18 protein-coding genes and 1 tRNA gene are annotated in these 16,776 nt (G+C 52.9%); 6 read left to right on the forward strand and 13 right to left on the reverse strand.

The window, feature by feature from the left end; translation table 11 throughout:
• Window positions 1–90: 90 nt before the first annotated feature.
• Window positions 91–606: a hypothetical protein gene (locus HKD32_RS12905; RefSeq protein ID WP_194258177.1), complete on the reverse strand. Its 516-nt coding sequence runs from the start codon at window positions 604–606 to the stop codon at window positions 91–93.
• 413 nt (window positions 607–1,019) lie between these two features.
• On the opposite strand from HKD32_RS12905, the gene HKD32_RS12910 reads away from it, so the two are divergent.
• Window positions 1,020–1,412 carry a helix-turn-helix domain-containing protein gene (locus tag HKD32_RS12910; protein WP_082778416.1) on the forward strand — a complete coding sequence of 131 codons (393 nt, stop codon included), beginning with the start codon at window positions 1,020–1,022 and terminating at the stop codon, window positions 1,410–1,412.
• Window positions 1,413–1,932: 520 nt separating this feature from the next.
• Here the strand turns inward: HKD32_RS12910 and HKD32_RS12915 are convergent.
• Window positions 1,933–3,447 carry a replicative DNA helicase gene (locus tag HKD32_RS12915; protein WP_010503732.1) on the reverse strand — a complete coding sequence of 505 codons (1,515 nt, stop codon included), beginning with the start codon at window positions 3,445–3,447 and terminating at the stop codon, window positions 1,933–1,935.
• 120 nt (window positions 3,448–3,567) lie between these two features.
• Between HKD32_RS12915 and HKD32_RS12920 the strand changes: the two genes are divergently transcribed.
• Window positions 3,568–3,888 (forward strand): hypothetical protein, encoded by a 321-nt coding sequence (locus HKD32_RS12920; protein ID WP_194258178.1) that lies wholly within the window; start codon window positions 3,568–3,570, stop codon window positions 3,886–3,888.
• Here HKD32_RS12920 and HKD32_RS12925 read toward each other — a convergent pair.
• Complete coding sequence (locus HKD32_RS12925) at window positions 3,864–5,174, reverse strand: bifunctional folylpolyglutamate synthase/dihydrofolate synthase (protein WP_061930696.1); 1,311 nt, start codon at window positions 5,172–5,174, stop codon at window positions 3,864–3,866. The genes HKD32_RS12920 and HKD32_RS12925 overlap by 25 nt on opposite strands.
• Before the next feature lie 23 nt (window positions 5,175–5,197).
• Window positions 5,198–6,067, reverse strand: a complete 870-nt coding sequence (accD, locus tag HKD32_RS12930; RefSeq protein WP_061930632.1) for an acetyl-CoA carboxylase, carboxyltransferase subunit beta — start codon at window positions 6,065–6,067, stop codon at window positions 5,198–5,200.
• Between the two features lie 276 nt (window positions 6,068–6,343).
• Here accD and HKD32_RS12935 point away from each other — a divergent pair, with 276 nt between their 5' ends.
• Window positions 6,344–6,910 (forward strand): HdeD family acid-resistance protein, encoded by a 567-nt coding sequence (locus tag HKD32_RS12935; RefSeq protein ID WP_061930635.1) that lies wholly within the window; start codon window positions 6,344–6,346, stop codon window positions 6,908–6,910.
• A 71-nt stretch (window positions 6,911–6,981) separates the two neighbouring features.
• Here HKD32_RS12935 and trpA read toward each other — a convergent pair whose 3' ends face one another.
• Together trpA and trpB are read right to left on the reverse strand one after the other, a co-directional pair.
• A complete protein-coding gene (trpA, locus tag HKD32_RS12940; protein ID WP_061930638.1) occupies window positions 6,982–7,794 on the reverse strand; it encodes a tryptophan synthase subunit alpha in 813 nt (270 codons plus the stop codon).
• The gene (trpB, locus tag HKD32_RS12945) at window positions 7,791–9,017 is read right to left on the reverse strand and encodes a tryptophan synthase subunit beta (RefSeq protein ID WP_010503739.1); all 1,227 of its coding nucleotides are present in this window, start codon (window positions 9,015–9,017) and stop codon (window positions 7,791–7,793) included. The genes trpA and trpB overlap by 4 nt, the downstream gene beginning before the upstream one ends.
• 178 nt (window positions 9,018–9,195) lie before the next feature.
• Here trpB and HKD32_RS12950 point away from each other — a divergent pair, with 178 nt between their 5' ends.
• Entirely contained in the window at window positions 9,196–10,245 is a 1,050-nt protein-coding gene (locus HKD32_RS12950; protein ID WP_010503741.1) for a magnesium transporter CorA family protein, read from the forward strand.
• On the opposite strand, the gene HKD32_RS12955 is transcribed toward HKD32_RS12950, so the two are convergent.
• From HKD32_RS12955 to alr, 5 genes are all read right to left on the reverse strand, one after another.
• Window positions 10,242–10,682 (reverse strand): DUF934 domain-containing protein, encoded by a 441-nt coding sequence (locus HKD32_RS12955; RefSeq protein WP_061930641.1) that lies wholly within the window; start codon window positions 10,680–10,682, stop codon window positions 10,242–10,244. The genes HKD32_RS12950 and HKD32_RS12955 overlap by 4 nt on opposite strands.
• Window positions 10,669–12,342 carry a nitrite/sulfite reductase gene (locus tag HKD32_RS12960; RefSeq protein WP_061930644.1) on the reverse strand — a complete coding sequence of 558 codons (1,674 nt, stop codon included), beginning with the start codon at window positions 12,340–12,342 and terminating at the stop codon, window positions 10,669–10,671. Before HKD32_RS12960 ends, HKD32_RS12955 begins: the two co-directional genes overlap by 14 nt.
• Window positions 12,339–12,656, reverse strand: coding sequence for a DUF2849 domain-containing protein (locus HKD32_RS12965; RefSeq protein ID WP_062015749.1), 318 nt, complete (start codon window positions 12,654–12,656; stop codon window positions 12,339–12,341). The genes HKD32_RS12960 and HKD32_RS12965 overlap by 4 nt, the downstream gene beginning before the upstream one ends.
• Window positions 12,657–12,893: 237 nt before the next feature.
• Window positions 12,894–13,340: an RrF2 family transcriptional regulator gene (locus HKD32_RS12970; RefSeq protein ID WP_010503748.1), complete on the reverse strand. Its 447-nt coding sequence runs from the start codon at window positions 13,338–13,340 to the stop codon at window positions 12,894–12,896.
• Between the two features lie 124 nt (window positions 13,341–13,464).
• Window positions 13,465–14,589, reverse strand: coding sequence for an alanine racemase (gene alr, locus HKD32_RS12975; RefSeq protein WP_061930650.1), 1,125 nt, complete (start codon window positions 14,587–14,589; stop codon window positions 13,465–13,467).
• A 111-nt stretch (window positions 14,590–14,700) separates the two neighbouring features.
• Between alr and HKD32_RS12980 the strand changes: the two genes are divergently transcribed.
• Together HKD32_RS12980 and HKD32_RS12985 are read left to right on the forward strand one after the other, a co-directional pair.
• Window positions 14,701–15,165 (forward strand): Lrp/AsnC family transcriptional regulator, encoded by a 465-nt coding sequence (locus tag HKD32_RS12980; RefSeq protein ID WP_026017593.1) that lies wholly within the window; start codon window positions 14,701–14,703, stop codon window positions 15,163–15,165.
• 114 nt (window positions 15,166–15,279) lie between these two features.
• On the forward strand, window positions 15,280–15,519 hold the full coding sequence (locus tag HKD32_RS12985; RefSeq protein ID WP_010503751.1) for a (2Fe-2S)-binding protein: 240 nt from the start codon (window positions 15,280–15,282) through the stop codon (window positions 15,517–15,519).
• A 44-nt stretch (window positions 15,520–15,563) separates the two neighbouring features.
• Here HKD32_RS12985 and bfr read toward each other — a convergent pair whose 3' ends face one another.
• Complete coding sequence (gene bfr, locus HKD32_RS12990; RefSeq protein ID WP_010503752.1) at window positions 15,564–16,052, reverse strand: bacterioferritin; 489 nt, start codon at window positions 16,050–16,052, stop codon at window positions 15,564–15,566.
• Between the two features lie 627 nt (window positions 16,053–16,679).
• Window positions 16,680–16,756: transfer RNA gene (locus HKD32_RS12995), tRNA-Met, on the reverse strand.
• Window positions 16,757–16,776 lie beyond the last annotated feature (20 nt).

Here is a 16,776-nt window from a genome sequence, read left to right on the forward strand (position 1 = left end):
GACCACCCCAAAAAGAGATGGCCTCAGAAATAAAAATTATTCAATGTAATCTTTTTATAAAATAACCGAACGCAAACTTCAACATATTTCTTAAAAAGAATTCTTTTTTATATTTTTATATACATGAACAAGCTGCTCTAAAATCAGACCGCACTGCGCCGATACCTTCATACGTCCTCGTCCTTCCGATATACCGGGATACAATTGACGTGCCATAGCTGAAAAAGACATTTCTCGAGCCAGCAACATCTCCAGACGAACATGACCACACAAACCCAGTGTCTCTCTGATTTCGGAAATCCGAGCAGAACATTTTCCTCGCCCTAACATCCAGGTATGAACATCTCCCTTCTCCCGAAAATGACCATCAGACGGGCGCTCCTCAACAACCCCCAGAGTTGCAAACAGATATTCCCGGTACCAACGATCAGCCGCAGAAACCTCGTCATCACCAATATCCCCAGCATCGTACATGGACTGGACCGTGTTCACGACACGGTAAACACCATTACGGTCCTGAAACTCCTGATGCTGAAGGCGCTCCAAAGTCGGTTGCATGGTCATCATTTTCCCACATGGAGAAATTTCACGAATCAAAGGCTGCATCAGTGAATATTTTCCCACGCTGAAGACGCACCCATCGGGGTTAAGGCAGGGAATGCTGGCGCCAGATCTGAACCCCAAAGAGCTTTCCATGAAACCGGGTGCCCCGGAGGAAGCGCTTCTGCACTTTCCCTATCGAAAACCTGTCGTTTTTCTGTTCCCCCAGAAACTTTTGAGATTTTGCGTCCCTTGCCCAAAGACTTCTTGTGCGCAGGTTTCCGCATTGGCTGCCAACCGTCAGATGCCAACATCGCGGCAATCGCGCTTGCAGAAACCCGGCGGGGAGTATGACCTTCTTTCATCTGCCTCATTATCAATCCCTTTACGAAAAAACCTGTTTAGTGGCAAAATGCCACAAATCGTAAGAAAAAAAACTTCTTCTGGATTTGGCATAAAGCCATTGCTAAAAAGGCCGCATGGCCAAACATAAGCGCTCGGACTCCCTGACTATCCTCCAGAGAGCCATCGGAACACGTATTGCCTGGGCCCGGGAACTCGTTATCCCCAACCAGAGTGAGTGTGCCCGGCTTCTGGGGGTAGATGCTTCCACCCTCAACAAGATTGAACGTGGAGATCGCGCACCCAGCGTCTTCCTCATTGCCGCTCTCTCGAACCGGTTGCGCGTCTCGACTGACTTCCTCCTGAAAGGCGTCCTGAACGGTCGAACCGACGAAGAACTGGCCCTGAGGCTGGCTGCTCTGCACCCAGAGTTGGTGCTCCAGCGGCAAGACATGGCTCCAGACATGGACAAAAACACGTCTTTTGGCACACCTGATCAACCCAAGAGACCAGACGAGGATCTGCATTGACGGTATCTTCGCTGACTTTATCACGCATTCAAACGCTCCCCCATTCGTCATGGTGCAATACGCTTGCACCAGCGATGGAATGAACCAATCAGAAACGTTTCCAGATTTCAGCGAAACATCACGCATCAACCGGCCCCCTTCCTTCCTCAGCAATCATCCCCACGACAACCGCCGATTAACGATAAATTAATGGCAATATGCCACTGGGTCAAGGAGCAAATATGGCTCTTTGCCACTACATTTGTGCGTCTAACTCCGGCGCCTTTGAAATTATCCCGTTAGTTTTTCAAGCTTTTTGCGTCCTCGAACAGCCAAAAACTGCAGATTTTCACAATTCTCGCACAATGAAATGTCACGCTGTTTTCCAAACACCAGAGATGTTCCTTTGTTTTTTATGACAAAATATTTCCAACACATTAATATCAAATGCGAGTTTCTGAGGCTCTTTTTTCAAAACATGTTTTTCTATCGCCTGAATCTCCAGACCAAAAAAAAGCGGCCCATGGGCCGCTTTGACGTTCTATTCGTGAATAATATCCAAATCACCAAACCGAGTGTATTCGCCTTCAAAATACAATTGAATCATCCCTGTCGGCCCATGCCGCTGCTTCTCAAGAATCAGCTCTGCCTTATTATGAACTAGAGCCATTTTCCTTTGCCACTCTTCAGTCGCGGCCTGGAATTTTTCGTTACTGTCATACGCACTATCCTTCGGCATTCGCTGCTGAAGGTAATATTCGTCACGATAAACAAACATGACAGCATCAGCATCCTGCTCAATGGAACCCGATTCGCGCAGATCCGAAAGCATGGGACGCTTGTCTTCACGAGACTCCACCTGACGAGACAACTGGGACAACGCAATAACAGGGACCGAAAGCTCTTTTGCAATCGCCTTCAAACCCTGAGTAATCATCGAAATTTCTAGCACACGGCTATCCGGCTTCGTTCCGATCGCGGGTCGCATCAATTGCAGATAATCCACCACCACCAGACTCAGACCCTGCGTGCGCGCGAGACGCCGACACCGTGTTCTCATAGCCGAAAGGGAAATTGCCGGCGTGTCATCAATATAAAGTGGCAGCTTCTGCAATTCGCGGGACACACGAACAAAACGGTCGAATTCCTTTTGCCCAATATCACCTCGGCGAATTTTCTCACCCGAGACTTCAGCCTCACCTGAAAGAATACGGGTCGCCAACTGCTCGGACGACATTTCAAGTGAGAAAATTGCTACCGACCCATGCGGCTTCTCACCCTTTTCCTCTGCATCTCGCATGATCGAACGCGCAGCCGAAAACGCGATTTTTGTCGCAAGCGCCGTCTTTCCCATCGCAGGACGCCCCGCAAGAATCAGAAGATCGGAGGGGTGCAAACCACCCGTTCGCTTATCCAGATCACGCAGACCAGACGTGAGCCCAACAACATCCCCAGTCCGTAAAAACGCCTTTTCCGCGACGTCAATGGCGCCTGTCAGAGCCTTTCCGAAAGAGACAAAACCACCTTCCTGACCGCGCTCCGTCGCCAGTTTGAATAAAGCTTCTTCAGAAGCCGCAATCTGGTCACTGCCATCCAGATCAGGTCGGGCACCAAAAGCATTGTTGACGACGCTCTCGCCAATATCAATCAACTGACGCCGCACCCATGCATCATGAATGACCCGGCCATAGTCGCCTGCATTCACAATCCCGACCATCGCCGTCAGCAGCTTGGCCAGATAGGCAGGCCCCCCAGCAGCATCAAGAACGCCCGTATGCTCGAACTCGGCTTTCATGGTTACCGGATCAGCCAATTGCCCACGTTCGATACGGCGAGCCACCGCTTCGTAGATCCGCCCATTCACAGAGTCAGCAAAATGCTCCGGCTCCAGAAAATCTGAAACCCGTTCATAGGCCTTGTTGTTCGTGAGGATAGCACCAAGAAGCGCTTGCTCGGCCGCGATATTCGCTGGCGGAGAACGACGCAAAAGCGCGCTTAGCCCTCCATCGTCGGAGGAAGCATCAGACGCCGCTGAAGAAGGATAGGATTCGATCATAGTCACGCCAGTCTTTTACCACCAGCATGCCCTCGAAGCAGAGACCGAATGTGCAGCCATCTTCCTCATCAGACGTTCCCACTCAGAATCGGAAACCGTACCTGAACAGGAAACCGCACCATGCTATCGCTGACAGAGTTCCGCAGTAGCCTTCAAACCCAGACACCTCCTTCTAACCTCTCCCTCTCCCTCTCCCAAACCGCCCTATGGTGGATTGGGAAAAAGAACTGGGCAGAAGCCCACCGTCTGGTGCAGTCAGCAGAAGGCACACGTGAATGCGACCGCATCCACGCCCTTCTTCATCGTCAGGAAGGCGATCTCGCCAATGCCCGCTACTGGTACGCTCGAGCAGACGCCAGAATGCCTGATCAGACCATCATTCAGGAGTGGGAAGACCTGGTCCGCCGAGCCTTCCCTCAGACCGGGACCCAGCCATCCTGAGCAAGAGCCACACCTGCAAGATAAAGACTGCCACAGATCAGCACACGTGCAGGCACAGAGTTCTGCGCTGCAAGACGATCCAGAGCTTCAATAATCGTGGGACCAGCAATCGCCACGCCACCTGACGCGGCAATCAGTTCCTCGACCGGTGTTGCAAGATGCTGCTCCTCTTCAGCCACAACCTGAAGACTGGCGGCCCGTCCAATCAACGGCTGAAGAAAGCCACTGACATCCTTGCTCTGCTTAACGCCTGCAATGACATGAACAGGCCTGTCGCTCCATCCATCCATCACAGCACCAAGCACTTCTCCAGCACCAGGGTTATGCCCACCATCCAGATAGAGCTCCCAGCGGGCCGGAAGCCTTTCTGCAAGGGCTCCATGTAATCTCTGAAGCCTTGCAGGCCAGTCCGTTCTGGCAATACCGCCATACGCACTGACAGGAATATCCAGTCCGGATACTCTCAACGCCGCAATTGCAAGAGCCGAATTCGTTCCCTGATGCGGCCCCTTCAGACCCGGTGACGGCAGATCCAAAGCTCCTTGTGGATCAGAATAATGAAGGCCATCGGCCTCTATGCCCACCTGAACCTCACGCCCCAGAACCCACATTGGCGCGCCAAGTGCCTCAGCCCGCAATCGAATCGACTCCAGTGCTTCGGGAGCCTGAGGCGCCACGACTACCGGTACGCCAGGCTTGATAATCCCGGCCTTTTCGCCAGCAATTATATCCAGCGTCTCTCCAAGAAACGCCTGATGATCCACACTGATGGTTGTAATGGCGCAGGCCACGGGCTTCGGAACCACATTCGTGGCATCCAGCCGTCCGCCCAGACCAACCTCCAGAATTACAAGATCTGCAGGAACCCGCGAGAAAAGAAGAAAACCCGCTGCCGTCAGAACCTCGAAAACTGTGATCGGCGCCCCATCATTGATGCGCTCAACCTCTTCAAAAGCCTCAACCAGCGTATCTTCATTCACCAGCTTACCCGCCAGACGGAATCGCTCGGTAATGCTAACAAGATGCGGGCTGGTCATCACATGCACCCGAAGCCCGGCAGCCTCGGCAATAGCCCGCAGATTGGCGCAGGTGCTCCCTTTGCCATTCGTTCCGGCAACATGGATCACCGGCGGCAAATGGCGCTCCGGATTTCCCAACTTGGCCAGAAGAATTTCAAGCCGCCCAAGGGAAAGGTCAATCAGCTTCGGATAGAGCTGATGCAAACGAGCAAGAACTTCACCCGGTCGCCCCTGATACTCGCCAGGAAGACGCACAGGTGCCCCCATGTCCCCCTCCTTCTGGGCGTTCATCAGGCCGCGACGTCCGGCGCTGCCTTCTGGCGCGTCAGCATCCCGAGAATACGCCCCAGAAGCTCCGGCAACTCAGAACGCTTGGCCACAATATCCACCATGCCATGTTCGCGAAGATACTCGGAACGCTGGAACCCCTCGGGCAGCTTTTCCCGAACCGTATCCTGAATCACACGCGGCCCAGCGAAAGCAATCAGCGCATTCGGCTCGGCAATGTGAATATCACCCAGCATCGCAAAGGAGGCGGACACACCACCCGTCGTCGGATTCGTAAAGACCACAACATACGGCAATCCGGCTTCCTGAAGCATCTGAACGCCAATAGTCGTTCGCGGCATCTGCATGAGGCTGACCGCCCCTTCCTGCATCCGCGCACCACCCGAAGCCGTATAAATTACGAGGGGCGCTTTCTGCAGAACAGCCAGACGGCACGCTGCCACGAAAGCCTCTCCCAGTCCGGCACCCATCGTCCCCAGCAGGAATTCAGGCGCCATTACAGCCACAACAGCCTTCTGGCCCTGAATACGGCCATGAGCAACAACCAGCCCCTCATCAAGATGAGACTTGTTCCGCGCGTCCTTCAGACGGTCCGCATACCGCTTGGAATCCTTGAACCCCAGCGGGTCAACCGGCATCTTCGGAAGCTCGATCGTGGTGTATTCACCATCATCAAACGTCCAGGCCAGACGCTCCTTTGCTGTCGCCCGCATGTGATGCCCACAATGGGGACAAACCTTCTGGGACCGCTCCATCTCCTTGACGAGCATCATCTGCCCACAGGATTCGCAATTCGTCCAAAGATTATCCGGCACGTCCCGCTGAAGCAGGCCACGCAGCTTGGGTCGAACGTAATCGGTCAGCCAGCTCATGTCTTCTCGTTACTCTCTGCCTGCCTTCGGGACGAAGGCCAGAATGGGGGAAGGCCCTGTTTCAGACCATCAATATCCGGCGCGTTTTAACGCCACCAGCATATTTATGCCAGCCTCACCAACCAGAACTCTCCCAGACACCCAAAAACATGGCATCTTTACCCATACGCCGGTTACAGCTCTGATGACTGGAAACCATCCCTGCCTTACAGTCATTTTATCGGGCAAGGTCGGCATACAAAAAGACATTTGCAATGCCAGCCATGGAGAAATCTCATGTCCAATAGCTTTAATACCCTGCAATTCCCTAACAACAGATCAGGCTTGAAACCAGGCTGGTTCATCGGTGTCGGCGTCGTCCTTGTCGTCCTGGGCCTGCTCGCCGCCTTTGATGCCGTCGCCACGACCCTTGCCAGCATGGTTCTCCTCGGCGTCCTGCTCATTATCGGTGGCGTCGCCCAGGTCGTGCAGAGCTTCGCTCACAGAGGTCTTCCGCTCCCCAATCAATGGCTTTCAGGTCTCGTTGGTGGCCTCTATATCCTGGGCGGCCTCCTGCTGATTGAAGAACCCGCAACAGGCTCAGTCTTCATCACAGCCATCCTCGCAGGCTGCCTGATCTTCGCGGGAATCAGCCGCGCTTTCTGGGCAGCAGGTCATCGGACAGCCGGAGGTTGGAGCCTTCTCGCCGTCAGCGGGATCTTCACCCTCCTGATCGGAATCCTGCTCTACATGACGCTGCCATGGTCCGGCCTCTGGCTGATCGGCACCCTGATCGCCATCGAACTGCTCATGGCCGGAATTTCCGCGATCCTGTTCGGTATGTCCCTGCGTAATAGAGCCTGACCACAACAAAAAAAGCGCACCGGAATAATTCCCGATGCGCTCCCCAATCCTGCAAATCCAAAAACCGGAATTCAGGCCCGAACCGCCGCAGACAATGCCATCAGTTGCTCAAGAACAGTCGGAAGCGTTTTGCTCGTCGCCTTCCCCTCAGACAGCGTCCCCGCCATCGTCTTGATCAGAGCAGATGCGACAACAGCCGCATCTCCGATCCGGGATGCCGTCCGAGCCTGCTCAGGCGTCGAAATCCCAAACCCGATCGCAACCGGCAGATCCGTTGCTTCCCGAATCTTCGGAAGAGCCTCTTCAAGCTGCGCCTGGCTGGCACTGCTCGTTCCCGTAATCCCCGTGATGCTCACATAATACACGAAGCCAGACGCATCTTTCAGCACATGGAACAAACGCGTCCGGGACGTCGTCGGCGCCACAAGCGAGATGATATCCAAGCCCGCTTCCCGCGCATGGGAGTCCAGAAGATCCGCTTCTTCCGTCGGCATATCCACGACAATAATGCCATCCACACCGGCTTGAGCCGCGTCGAAACAGAATTCCGCCGGTCCATAGCTATCAATCGGGTTCAGATATCCCATCAGAATAATTGGCGTCTCGGCATCGGTCTCCCGGAAAGACCGTACCATTTCCAACACGCCACCCAGCGTCGCCCCAGCCTTCAGCCCACGCAACGCCGCCGCCTGAATCGTCGGACCATCCGCCGAAGGATCGGAAAACGGCACGCCAATCTCAATCAGATCTGCCCCAGCAGCCGGCATCGCCTTAAGCAGCTCCAGCGAGGTCTCATAATCCGGATCAAACGCCTGAAGATACGGAATCAGAGCGCCCCGCCCCTCCTTTTTGAGGGCCTCAAAACGGGCTTTGATACGGCTCACAGATTCACTCCCAGATGGCTCGCCACAGTGAAGATATCCTTGTCTCCACGGCCGGATACGTTCAGCACGATGATCTTGTCCTTCGGCATCTCTGGAGCAATCTTCATCACATGCGCCAGTCCATGCGCGCATTCCAGAGCCGGAATAATGCCTTCCGTCCGCGTCAGAAGCTGGAACGCATCCAGCGCCTCCTGATCCGTCACACCAACATACTCGGCACGGCCAATATCATTCAGCCAGGAATGCTCCGGCCCAATTCCCGGATAATCCAGCCCCGCACTGATCGAATGCGCCTCTTCGATCTGGCCATGCTTGTCCTGAAGCAGATACGTCCGGTTGCCATGCAACACACCCGAACGCCCACGGGAAATGGACGCCGCCGTCTTGCCGGAATCCAGTCCCAGCCCAGCAGCCTCAACCCCAATCAGCCGCACATCCGCATCATCAAGGAACGGATGGAAAATCCCCATCGCATTGGAGCCTCCACCAATGGCCGCAACAATCACATCCGGCAGACGCCCCTCAGCCCGGACAATCTGTTCCTTCACTTCCGTACCAATAATGGACTGGAAATCACGAACCATCTCAGGATACGGATGCGGCCCCGCAACCGTGCCCACCAGAAAATACGTATCGGCCACATTCGCAACCCAGTCGCGCATGGCTTCATTCATGGCATCCTTGAGCGTCCCGGCCCCAGCCGTTACCGGCTTTACCTCAGCCCCAAGCAGATGCATGCGGAAGACGTTGGGCTTCTGACGCTCAACATCCGTCGCCCCCATGTAAATGACGCATTTCAGCCCGAAGAGCGCACAGACCGTCGCCGTCGCCACACCATGCTGGCCAGCACCCGTCTCAGCCACAATCCGCGTCTTGCCCATCCGCCGCGCGAGCAGGATCTGGCCCATGACGTTGTTGAGCTTGTGAGAACCCGTGTGGTTCAGCTCCTCACGTTTAAGATAAACCTTCGCACCACCCAGCTCTTCCGTCAGGCGCTTCGCAAACCACAACGGGCTCGGACGGCCGACATAATCCCGGTAATAATAATCAAGTTCCTCACGAAACGCCGGGTCAGCCTGAGCCGCGCGATATGCTTCCTCCAGTTCAAGAACCAGAGGCATCAGCGTTTCCGCCACAAAGCGTCCACCGAAGACGCCAAAACGGCCGCGCTCGTCCGGTCCGGAGCGCAAGGAATTAGGCAGGGAAGAAGATGGGGTCGTCATACCGGGCTCTGTTCCGCTTAAAAGGCTGACCAGCGATACCAAGGCAACGCAGGAACGTCCATCCACACATCTGTCAGGAAAAACGTAGCTTACCGAATCCCGACGTCCCTCTTGCATGGAACGTCACCGCACGACATGACTCAGACCTTCCTGTTTCCCGACCAAGGACTCCTGCCTGATGCTTCTCGCCCGGCCCGCCGGCACACCGGCCCGCGAGATCGGCCCAGACGTCGATATCAACACCACCAACTGGATTGACCTCATCAATCCAACCCACGACGAAATCACAAAAGCCGAGACACTCCTTGGGGTCCACATTCCCAAGCAGGAAGAACTGGAAGAGATCGAAAGCTCCTCCCGCCACTATGAACGGGACAACTGCCTCTATCTATCAACCCCGCTTGTCCGCCGCGCTGATGATATCTCATTTTCCAAACCCGTCGGCTTCATCCTGACGGAAAAAAGAATCATCACAGTCCGCTACACAGACTATTTCGCCTTCGACCTTGTCGGAAGAAAACTGGCGGAATATCCGGCTGGAAAAATTTCCCCCTCATCAACGGAACTGCTGGTCGAATTGATAGAGGAAATCATCAATCGCCTCGCAGATATTCTTGAGGGCCTTGGCCGAACCCTGGACACCATCTCCCGTCGTGTCTTCAACGCCGAACAACCCAGAGACCGCGCCCGCGTCGGCGCCATGCTCCGCGAAACACTGCGTCGCCTCGGCTATGCCGGAGATCTGGCATCAACAGTCCGCGACAGCCTTCTCGGCATCGACCGGGTCCGCATCTATCTGGAAGACTACATCAGCCAGAGCCTGCAAAAGGTAAAGGATCAGGGAACCTCTCCCCTGCCCACCAGAGACACAGCAGGCAAATCCCCAACCCCGGCTGACACATTCAAATCACGCCTCAAAGTCGCAGGACGCGACATCGCCTCTCTCAGCGACTTCGACGCCCAGATCGTCAGCAAGGTTCAGTTCCTGCTGGATGCAACACTGGGCTTCATTAGCATAGAACAGAACGACGGTATGAAAGTCCTCACCGTCGCCAGCTCGATCGGAATCATGCCAACCCTGATCGCCGGAATCTACGGCATGAACTTCAAGGATATGCCAGAACTGACTTGGAAATACGGCTATCCTTACGGACTAACCTTGATGGTTCTGTCCACAATCCTGCCGCTCTTCTGGTTCTGGCGCCGAGGCTGGTTCGGGACTCGTTAAGTCCCTTCCTCAACTCTCAAACCAGCCCCAACCGGCCGCGAAGGCAGAACAGACCGCTGATAGGCCACCGGGAAGCGACTCAACTGACGCTCCCAAAGCGCTGGGTCGCTGCCGTCCGGCAGCACAACACTATCCACCCCACAGCGCTTCAGAAAAGCAGCCTGATCCGGCAGAACATGCCCCTCAGCCCGGATTTCTCCGGAAAACCGTAAATATTCCCGCAATTCTCGTGCCTGCGTGAAAACACGCCCATCCCGAAAAATCGGAAATCGCAGAACAACAAGTTCAAGCCGGTTCAAATAAGGCTTCAGCGCCGCTGGATCATCCGCAATATCCAGCAAAACCGCCCGCACATCCGTGTTCTCGGCAAGCTCCGGCAACGTCACCAGAGACTCATGAACCTTCGCAATCCGCTCACCCAGTTCAAACAGTCTCATAAGCCGCCTCCTTAAACGGAGCATCCCCAAGCCGATCCAGCGTATCGAGGAACGTCTCCCCCTTCTCCCTTATCCCGAGATACCGGTCAACAAGCCGCGCAATCGCGTCAACCGTATCATCTTCCGGTAAAGCCGGACCAAGAATCGTACCAATCGAGGCCCCGTTCTCTGCCCTGCCACCAAGCGTAATCTGGAAGAATTCCTCACCGCGCTTGTCCACCCCAAGCAGACCAATATGTCCCGCATGATGATGCCCACACGCATTGATGCAGCCAGAAATATTGATCCGAAGCGCCCCAATCTCCGCCTGAAGCGACGCATCCCCAAACCGCGCACCCAGCTTCTGCGCAATCGGAATCGACCGCGCATTTGCAAGCGCACAATAATCCAACCCTGGGCAAGCCACGATGTCCCCAATCAGCCCGATATTGGCAGACGCCAGATCGACCTCTTTCAGGCTGCTCCACAGATCATACAAACGATCCTGCCGCACATGCCCCAGAACAATGTTCTGAAGATGCGTGATTCTCAGCTCCCCAAAGGAATACTCATCAGCCAGATCCGCCAGACGATCCATCTGCGCAGACGTAGCATCTCCTGGAATTCCACCAGCAGGCTTGAGTGAAACAACAGCAATGATGTGCCCTACATCACGATGCGGATGCGTATTGCTCCGAACCCACAAATCAAACTCCGGATTTTCGCGCCGTCTGTTTGCCAACTCCTGAGCAGCATTGTCTGGTGCAGAGAGTTGGGGAGCAGCGAAACGAGCCTGAATGGCATCCACCATATCTGGTGTCAGGCGGTAATGCTCCAGATCCATCTGAGCCAGTTCAGCCTCAACAGCCTCCCGATACGCATCAATACCCAAAGCCTGAACAAGAATCTTGATGCGCGCTTTGTAGATGTTATCCCGCCGACCGTGAGCGTTATAAACACGAACAATCGCCTCAAGCGTCGCCAGCAGACGCTCCTCAGGCACAGCATCAAAGATTTCCTGCCCGATAATCGGCGTCCGCCCCAGACCACCGCCAACAAAAATCCGGAATACCGTGCGCCCATCATCCCCCGGACGCGCCAGAATGCCGATATCATGGAAGCGTGCCGCCACCCGATCATTCGGGCTACCAGAGATGGCAATCTTGAACTTGCGCGGGAGGAACGTGAATTCCGGATGCAGCGTTGACCACTGCCTCAGGATTTCAGCATGAATTCGCGGATCAACAAGCTCATCCGCCGCTGCACCAGCAAACTCATCGGATGTCACATTCCGAATGCAGTTTCCGCTGGTCTGAATGGCATGCATGTCCACTCGCGCCAGATCGCGCAAAATGTCAGGTGTTTCCTCCAGCTTGATCCAGTTGAACTGAATGTTCTGGCGGGTCGTAAAATGCCCGTAATCCCGATCATAGCGACGAGCAATATGCGCAAACATCCGCATCTGCTGGCTATCGATCGTGCCGTAAGGAATGGCAATACGCAGCATGTAAGCATGAAGCTGAAGATACAGCCCATTCATCAGCCGAAGCGGCTTGAACTCATCTTCAGTCAAGGTGCCGTCAATACGACGAGCGACCAGCTCTGAAAACTCAGCAATTCGCGCGTCAAGAAAGTCACGGTCAATCTGATCGTACTGATAATGGCCGACAGGAACACTCACTGCACGGTCTCCACTGCAAATTCAGGATGTACCGTCGGGCCATACGCACGAATACGCTCACGAACGGTTACAGGTTCGGGCGGCTCAACATCCTTGACCGCCACTTCATACACACCAACGATACCATCAGCCTGAGCACGAGCCTGCGCCAACTCCAAAACAGGAGCAACCTGTTCAGCATCAAGCTTCTCGGCAACGCCAATATGCGGCCGCCACTGGCCAAGCCGATCCCGCCAGACAATCACTCCATCCAGAAGACGATTGGCCGTCAGCACGAGTTTCTCATCGGTACCGACACGTACTGCTCGCTTCATGATGCCCTCGACTGAAACAGAACTGACGTAAGGTGAGCCTCAACCCAAAGTTCAGGCGTATGTCTCGCCGGTCTTTTCATCATAAGAAAGACCATATCAGAGAAGCACAAAAACAGACTGCCCTTACAGAGCGGACGATAATTCACCATAACATTCGAAATAATGATCCATTATGGTGAATTATCCAAGCTTTATCGTTGTATCTTTGTGATATTTTTTTATAACTATTTTATTTTGTTATATAGAGAACGAGATCGGAGCGCGACTTGGCCGCTGCATTCCCGCCTCTTCTGCCTGACGCAGCAACCCTTCAAGAGTCACAGCTTCCATCTTTTTGGCCAGTTCCGCGTTCATCATAGACCAAAACGGCTCCAGAACTTTCTCTACAAGAGGATTCGCCGCCTCTCCTTCCGTGCCGCGTTCTTCAGTTACGGCCTGAACTATTTCATGAAGAGTAATCGTCCGCGGCGGCCGACCGAGCCGATACCCTCCCTTGGGACCACGGACACTATCCAAGAGCTTCTCGCGCGAAAGAGCCTGAAGAACAGGCTCGATTCCACGCCGCAGCATATTGCCCCGCTTGGCAATGTCTGCACCACTCACCACACCGGAACGTCCCGCATGAAAAGCAACATCCAGCATAATTGAAACTGCTGTCAGGGCGCGATCACGGCGGAGATACATGAATTTTCCGAATTCAACGTAACAGAAAGAGCACTTGCAAAACTCGCGATGCTCATTCGTGTATTTGGGTCTTTCAGAATGTTCTGTCAATCATTCGAATTCAAGAAAGCCATACATCAGCGCCTTAGTCGATATATTCACGATAATACCGACCACCGAGAGACGTCAGAACTTCATAGCCAATAGTCCCAGCAGAGGCCGCAACATCATCTACACTCCTTCGAGCCCCGATGAGATCAACATGCATATCCACCTGAAGCAGAGCCTCAGGCACAGCCGAAACATCAAGCGCTAAAGAATCCATCGAAACACGCCCAACAATCGGCAGTCTGATATCCCCAAACCAGGCACACCCCCCCCCCCCATTCTGGCGAGAAAATCCATCCGCATATCCGACAGCGACAGTCGCAATACGACAAGGACCCTGTGGCCGATACGTCAAACCATACCCAACGCCGTCTCCCGGACCCACATGCCTGAGTTGAAGCACCCGAGCCTGAAGCCGAACAGCCTGCCTCAAAGGATTGGCTTCATCAGCATTAGGAGCAATTCCGTAAAGAGCCGCCCCCGGCCGAACCAGCCCCATATGATACGCAGCCCCAAGAAAAATCCCGGATGACGCTGAAAGACTCAAAGGTGCCGCGGGAAGATAAGCTGCCATCTCCAGCAATTTCTGCCGCTGCATCTCATTGGCAGGATTTTTAGGATCATCCGCACAAGCAAGATGACTCATGATGAGGTTTGTCTGAATACCTTTCAGGCGCTCAGGATCATCTGCCAGAACCTGTACATCCTGCCACGACAAACCAAACCGAGACATCCCGCTATCGACCTGAAGCACCGCATCAAGCACCTCCTGTTGGCGGATAGTTTCTTTTTTCCAAAGCTCAACCTGTTCCAAAGTATTCAGAACAGGGCGCAAATTAAAATAAACACACTCAGATGCCGCATCAGGACGCGGGCCGTGCAAGACCGTAATACGCGCGCTTTCAGAAACAATCTTACGAAGTGCAATTCCTTCGTCCACATGAGCAACGAAAAATTCGCGAGCCCCAACTTTTTCAAGAGCAGGCGCAACTTTGTCGGCCCCAAGTCCATAAGCATCAGCTTTAACAACAGCCGCGCATACAGCTTCACCTGCCTTACGGCATAGAAAGCGATAGTTGTGGGCAATAGCCGCCAGATCAACTGTCAGCGTAGCGCCAGCACGGGATGCGGGCCACAAATGCGGGCCTGATAAGATCGTCATAGATTTATCCTACCCATAACGTAATGAAACTTCCTGCATATCTTCAGCATATTCTTCAGGAAAAAAACCTATATATGCATCGTATGCGTAGAAAAGACGGAAAATTGTGACATGATCTTCGACCGCACTACAGAATCGATTCTTCGTCTACTCCAACATGACGGACGTATGAGTAATGCTGATCTAGCTGAACGAGTGGGTCTTTCCCCATCAGCATGCCTGAGGCGCGTTAAAATGCTGGAGGAAAAAGGGATCATCCGAGGATACCACGCCGTAATCGATGATCGCTCCGTTCACAATCTAACAACCGTCATCGTGCAAATCACCCTGGAACGCCTGACAGACGAATCCCTGCGTCGCTTTGAAGCTCGGATCAAAGAATGTGCCGATATCCGTGAATGCTATCTCATGACAGGAGAAGCAGATTACCTCCTCCATGTCGCCGCACGCGATCTGGCAGATTATGAGCGAATCCACAAAGAAGAACTATCCAGACTCCCTGGCGTAGTGCGAATTCAAAGCAACTTTGCCATCAGACCCGTTGTGCAAAAATGGAACGGCAATCTCCCGTCATAAAAAACAGCTTCACCAAAATGCACATGTCCAAAATTTAAACGAATTGCGTTTGCGAACCACTCTCAATTGAACTATATTGACTTACCGCATCCCTTCTGGAACCACGGGCAGCTAATGATCGTTTGTTCATGTAACGCTCTGTCACATAAAGATATTGAATCTGCGATTGATGCTGGAGCTTCTAGACCTTCGGATATCTATACAGCTCGCAAATGCCGTGCTCAGTGCGGAAACTGTGTTCCTGGAATGGTATGCCTACTCAGACAGGCCTTGCAGAACCGAAAACATATGCAAGCTGCAGTCTCTCAGACATCCGTGCTGCCAGCAGCAGCAAATCAAGCTGTCTATCTCTGATTAAAAAAATACCCGGAGAAAACCCCGGGTATTTTAAAGAACATTCAGTCCTGATCAGGAGCCGCAGCAGAATTCTTATGAATATAACGCTCGATTCCAACCTGTTTGATCAGATCAAACTGACGATCAATAAAGTCTTCATGCTCTTCTTCATTCACGAGAATTTTCAGTAGCAAATCTCGAGAAACGTAATCACGGACGCTTTCACAATACGCAATGCCTTCGCGAAGATCAGCAATCGCTTTTTCTTCTAGCTTCTGATCACACTGAAGAATTTCTTCAACACTCTGGCCAATCAGAATCTGGTTTAGGCGCTGAACATTCGGCAGCCCTCCCAAGAAGAGAATGCGTTCAATCAGCCAATCGGCATGCCGCATTTCCTCAATGGATTCTTCGTATTCTTTTTTACCAAGAAGCGTCACACCCCAGTGTCGCAGAGTCCGTGCATGCAAAAAATATTGATTAATTGCAGTGAGTTCGTTGGTAAGCTGCGTGTTTAGGTGCTCAATGACCTTCGGATCTTTAATTGCCATCTGGCTATCCTTTCATGCTCTTCAGAGCCTCATACCATGAATTCAAAAAAAGTAAATAATAGATATTTTATTATTCTATTTTATTAATAAACATTCTCATTTAAATTGAGAATACATCTCAATTATGAATTTATATCGTTTATCTTCAAATAAACGATGGAACATTTTGTATACTTATTTCTAATTTTACTTAAAAAGATAATATCTCTCTAACAGATAAAATCTTTCCAATAACCCTCTTCAATCTAGGACAATAAGGTTCATAATCTACAGTTGTAGACAGCACTTAGGCTCGCGGGAAAATCGTCAATGTCAAAGCTTGTTCTCGCCCACGTGTGATGAGTACACGACAAATGGCTGCAGACGTTGTGCATTGCTGTTCGTATTACCGACACAGCTCTCTTTCCTGCTGACGAAGACCGGTGTACTGCGTCAAAGCCTTCTTTCGCGCAACGACCACGAATTGCATCAGGCACGTCCTCCACTTCTGTCTCCGAACAGGTAAGTTAAGGAAGCAGAGAAGTTGATCTGATGGCATTCTAATATTTGCGCCAAACAGACGATAAACGAAAACCCCAGGCCGTTTCCGGACTGGCGTTCTAGAGAAGTTCTTAGTGCAGGGTACATTGGTTGCGGGGGCAGGATTTGAACCTGCGGCCTTCAGGTTATGAGCCTGACGAGCTACCGGGCTGCTCCACCCCGCGGTGGTGTGTGTGATGTTGGT

The sequence above is a fragment of the Gluconobacter japonicus genome, from assembly GCF_015244665.1.
Classification (GTDB): domain Bacteria; phylum Pseudomonadota; class Alphaproteobacteria; order Acetobacterales; family Acetobacteraceae; genus Gluconobacter; species Gluconobacter japonicus.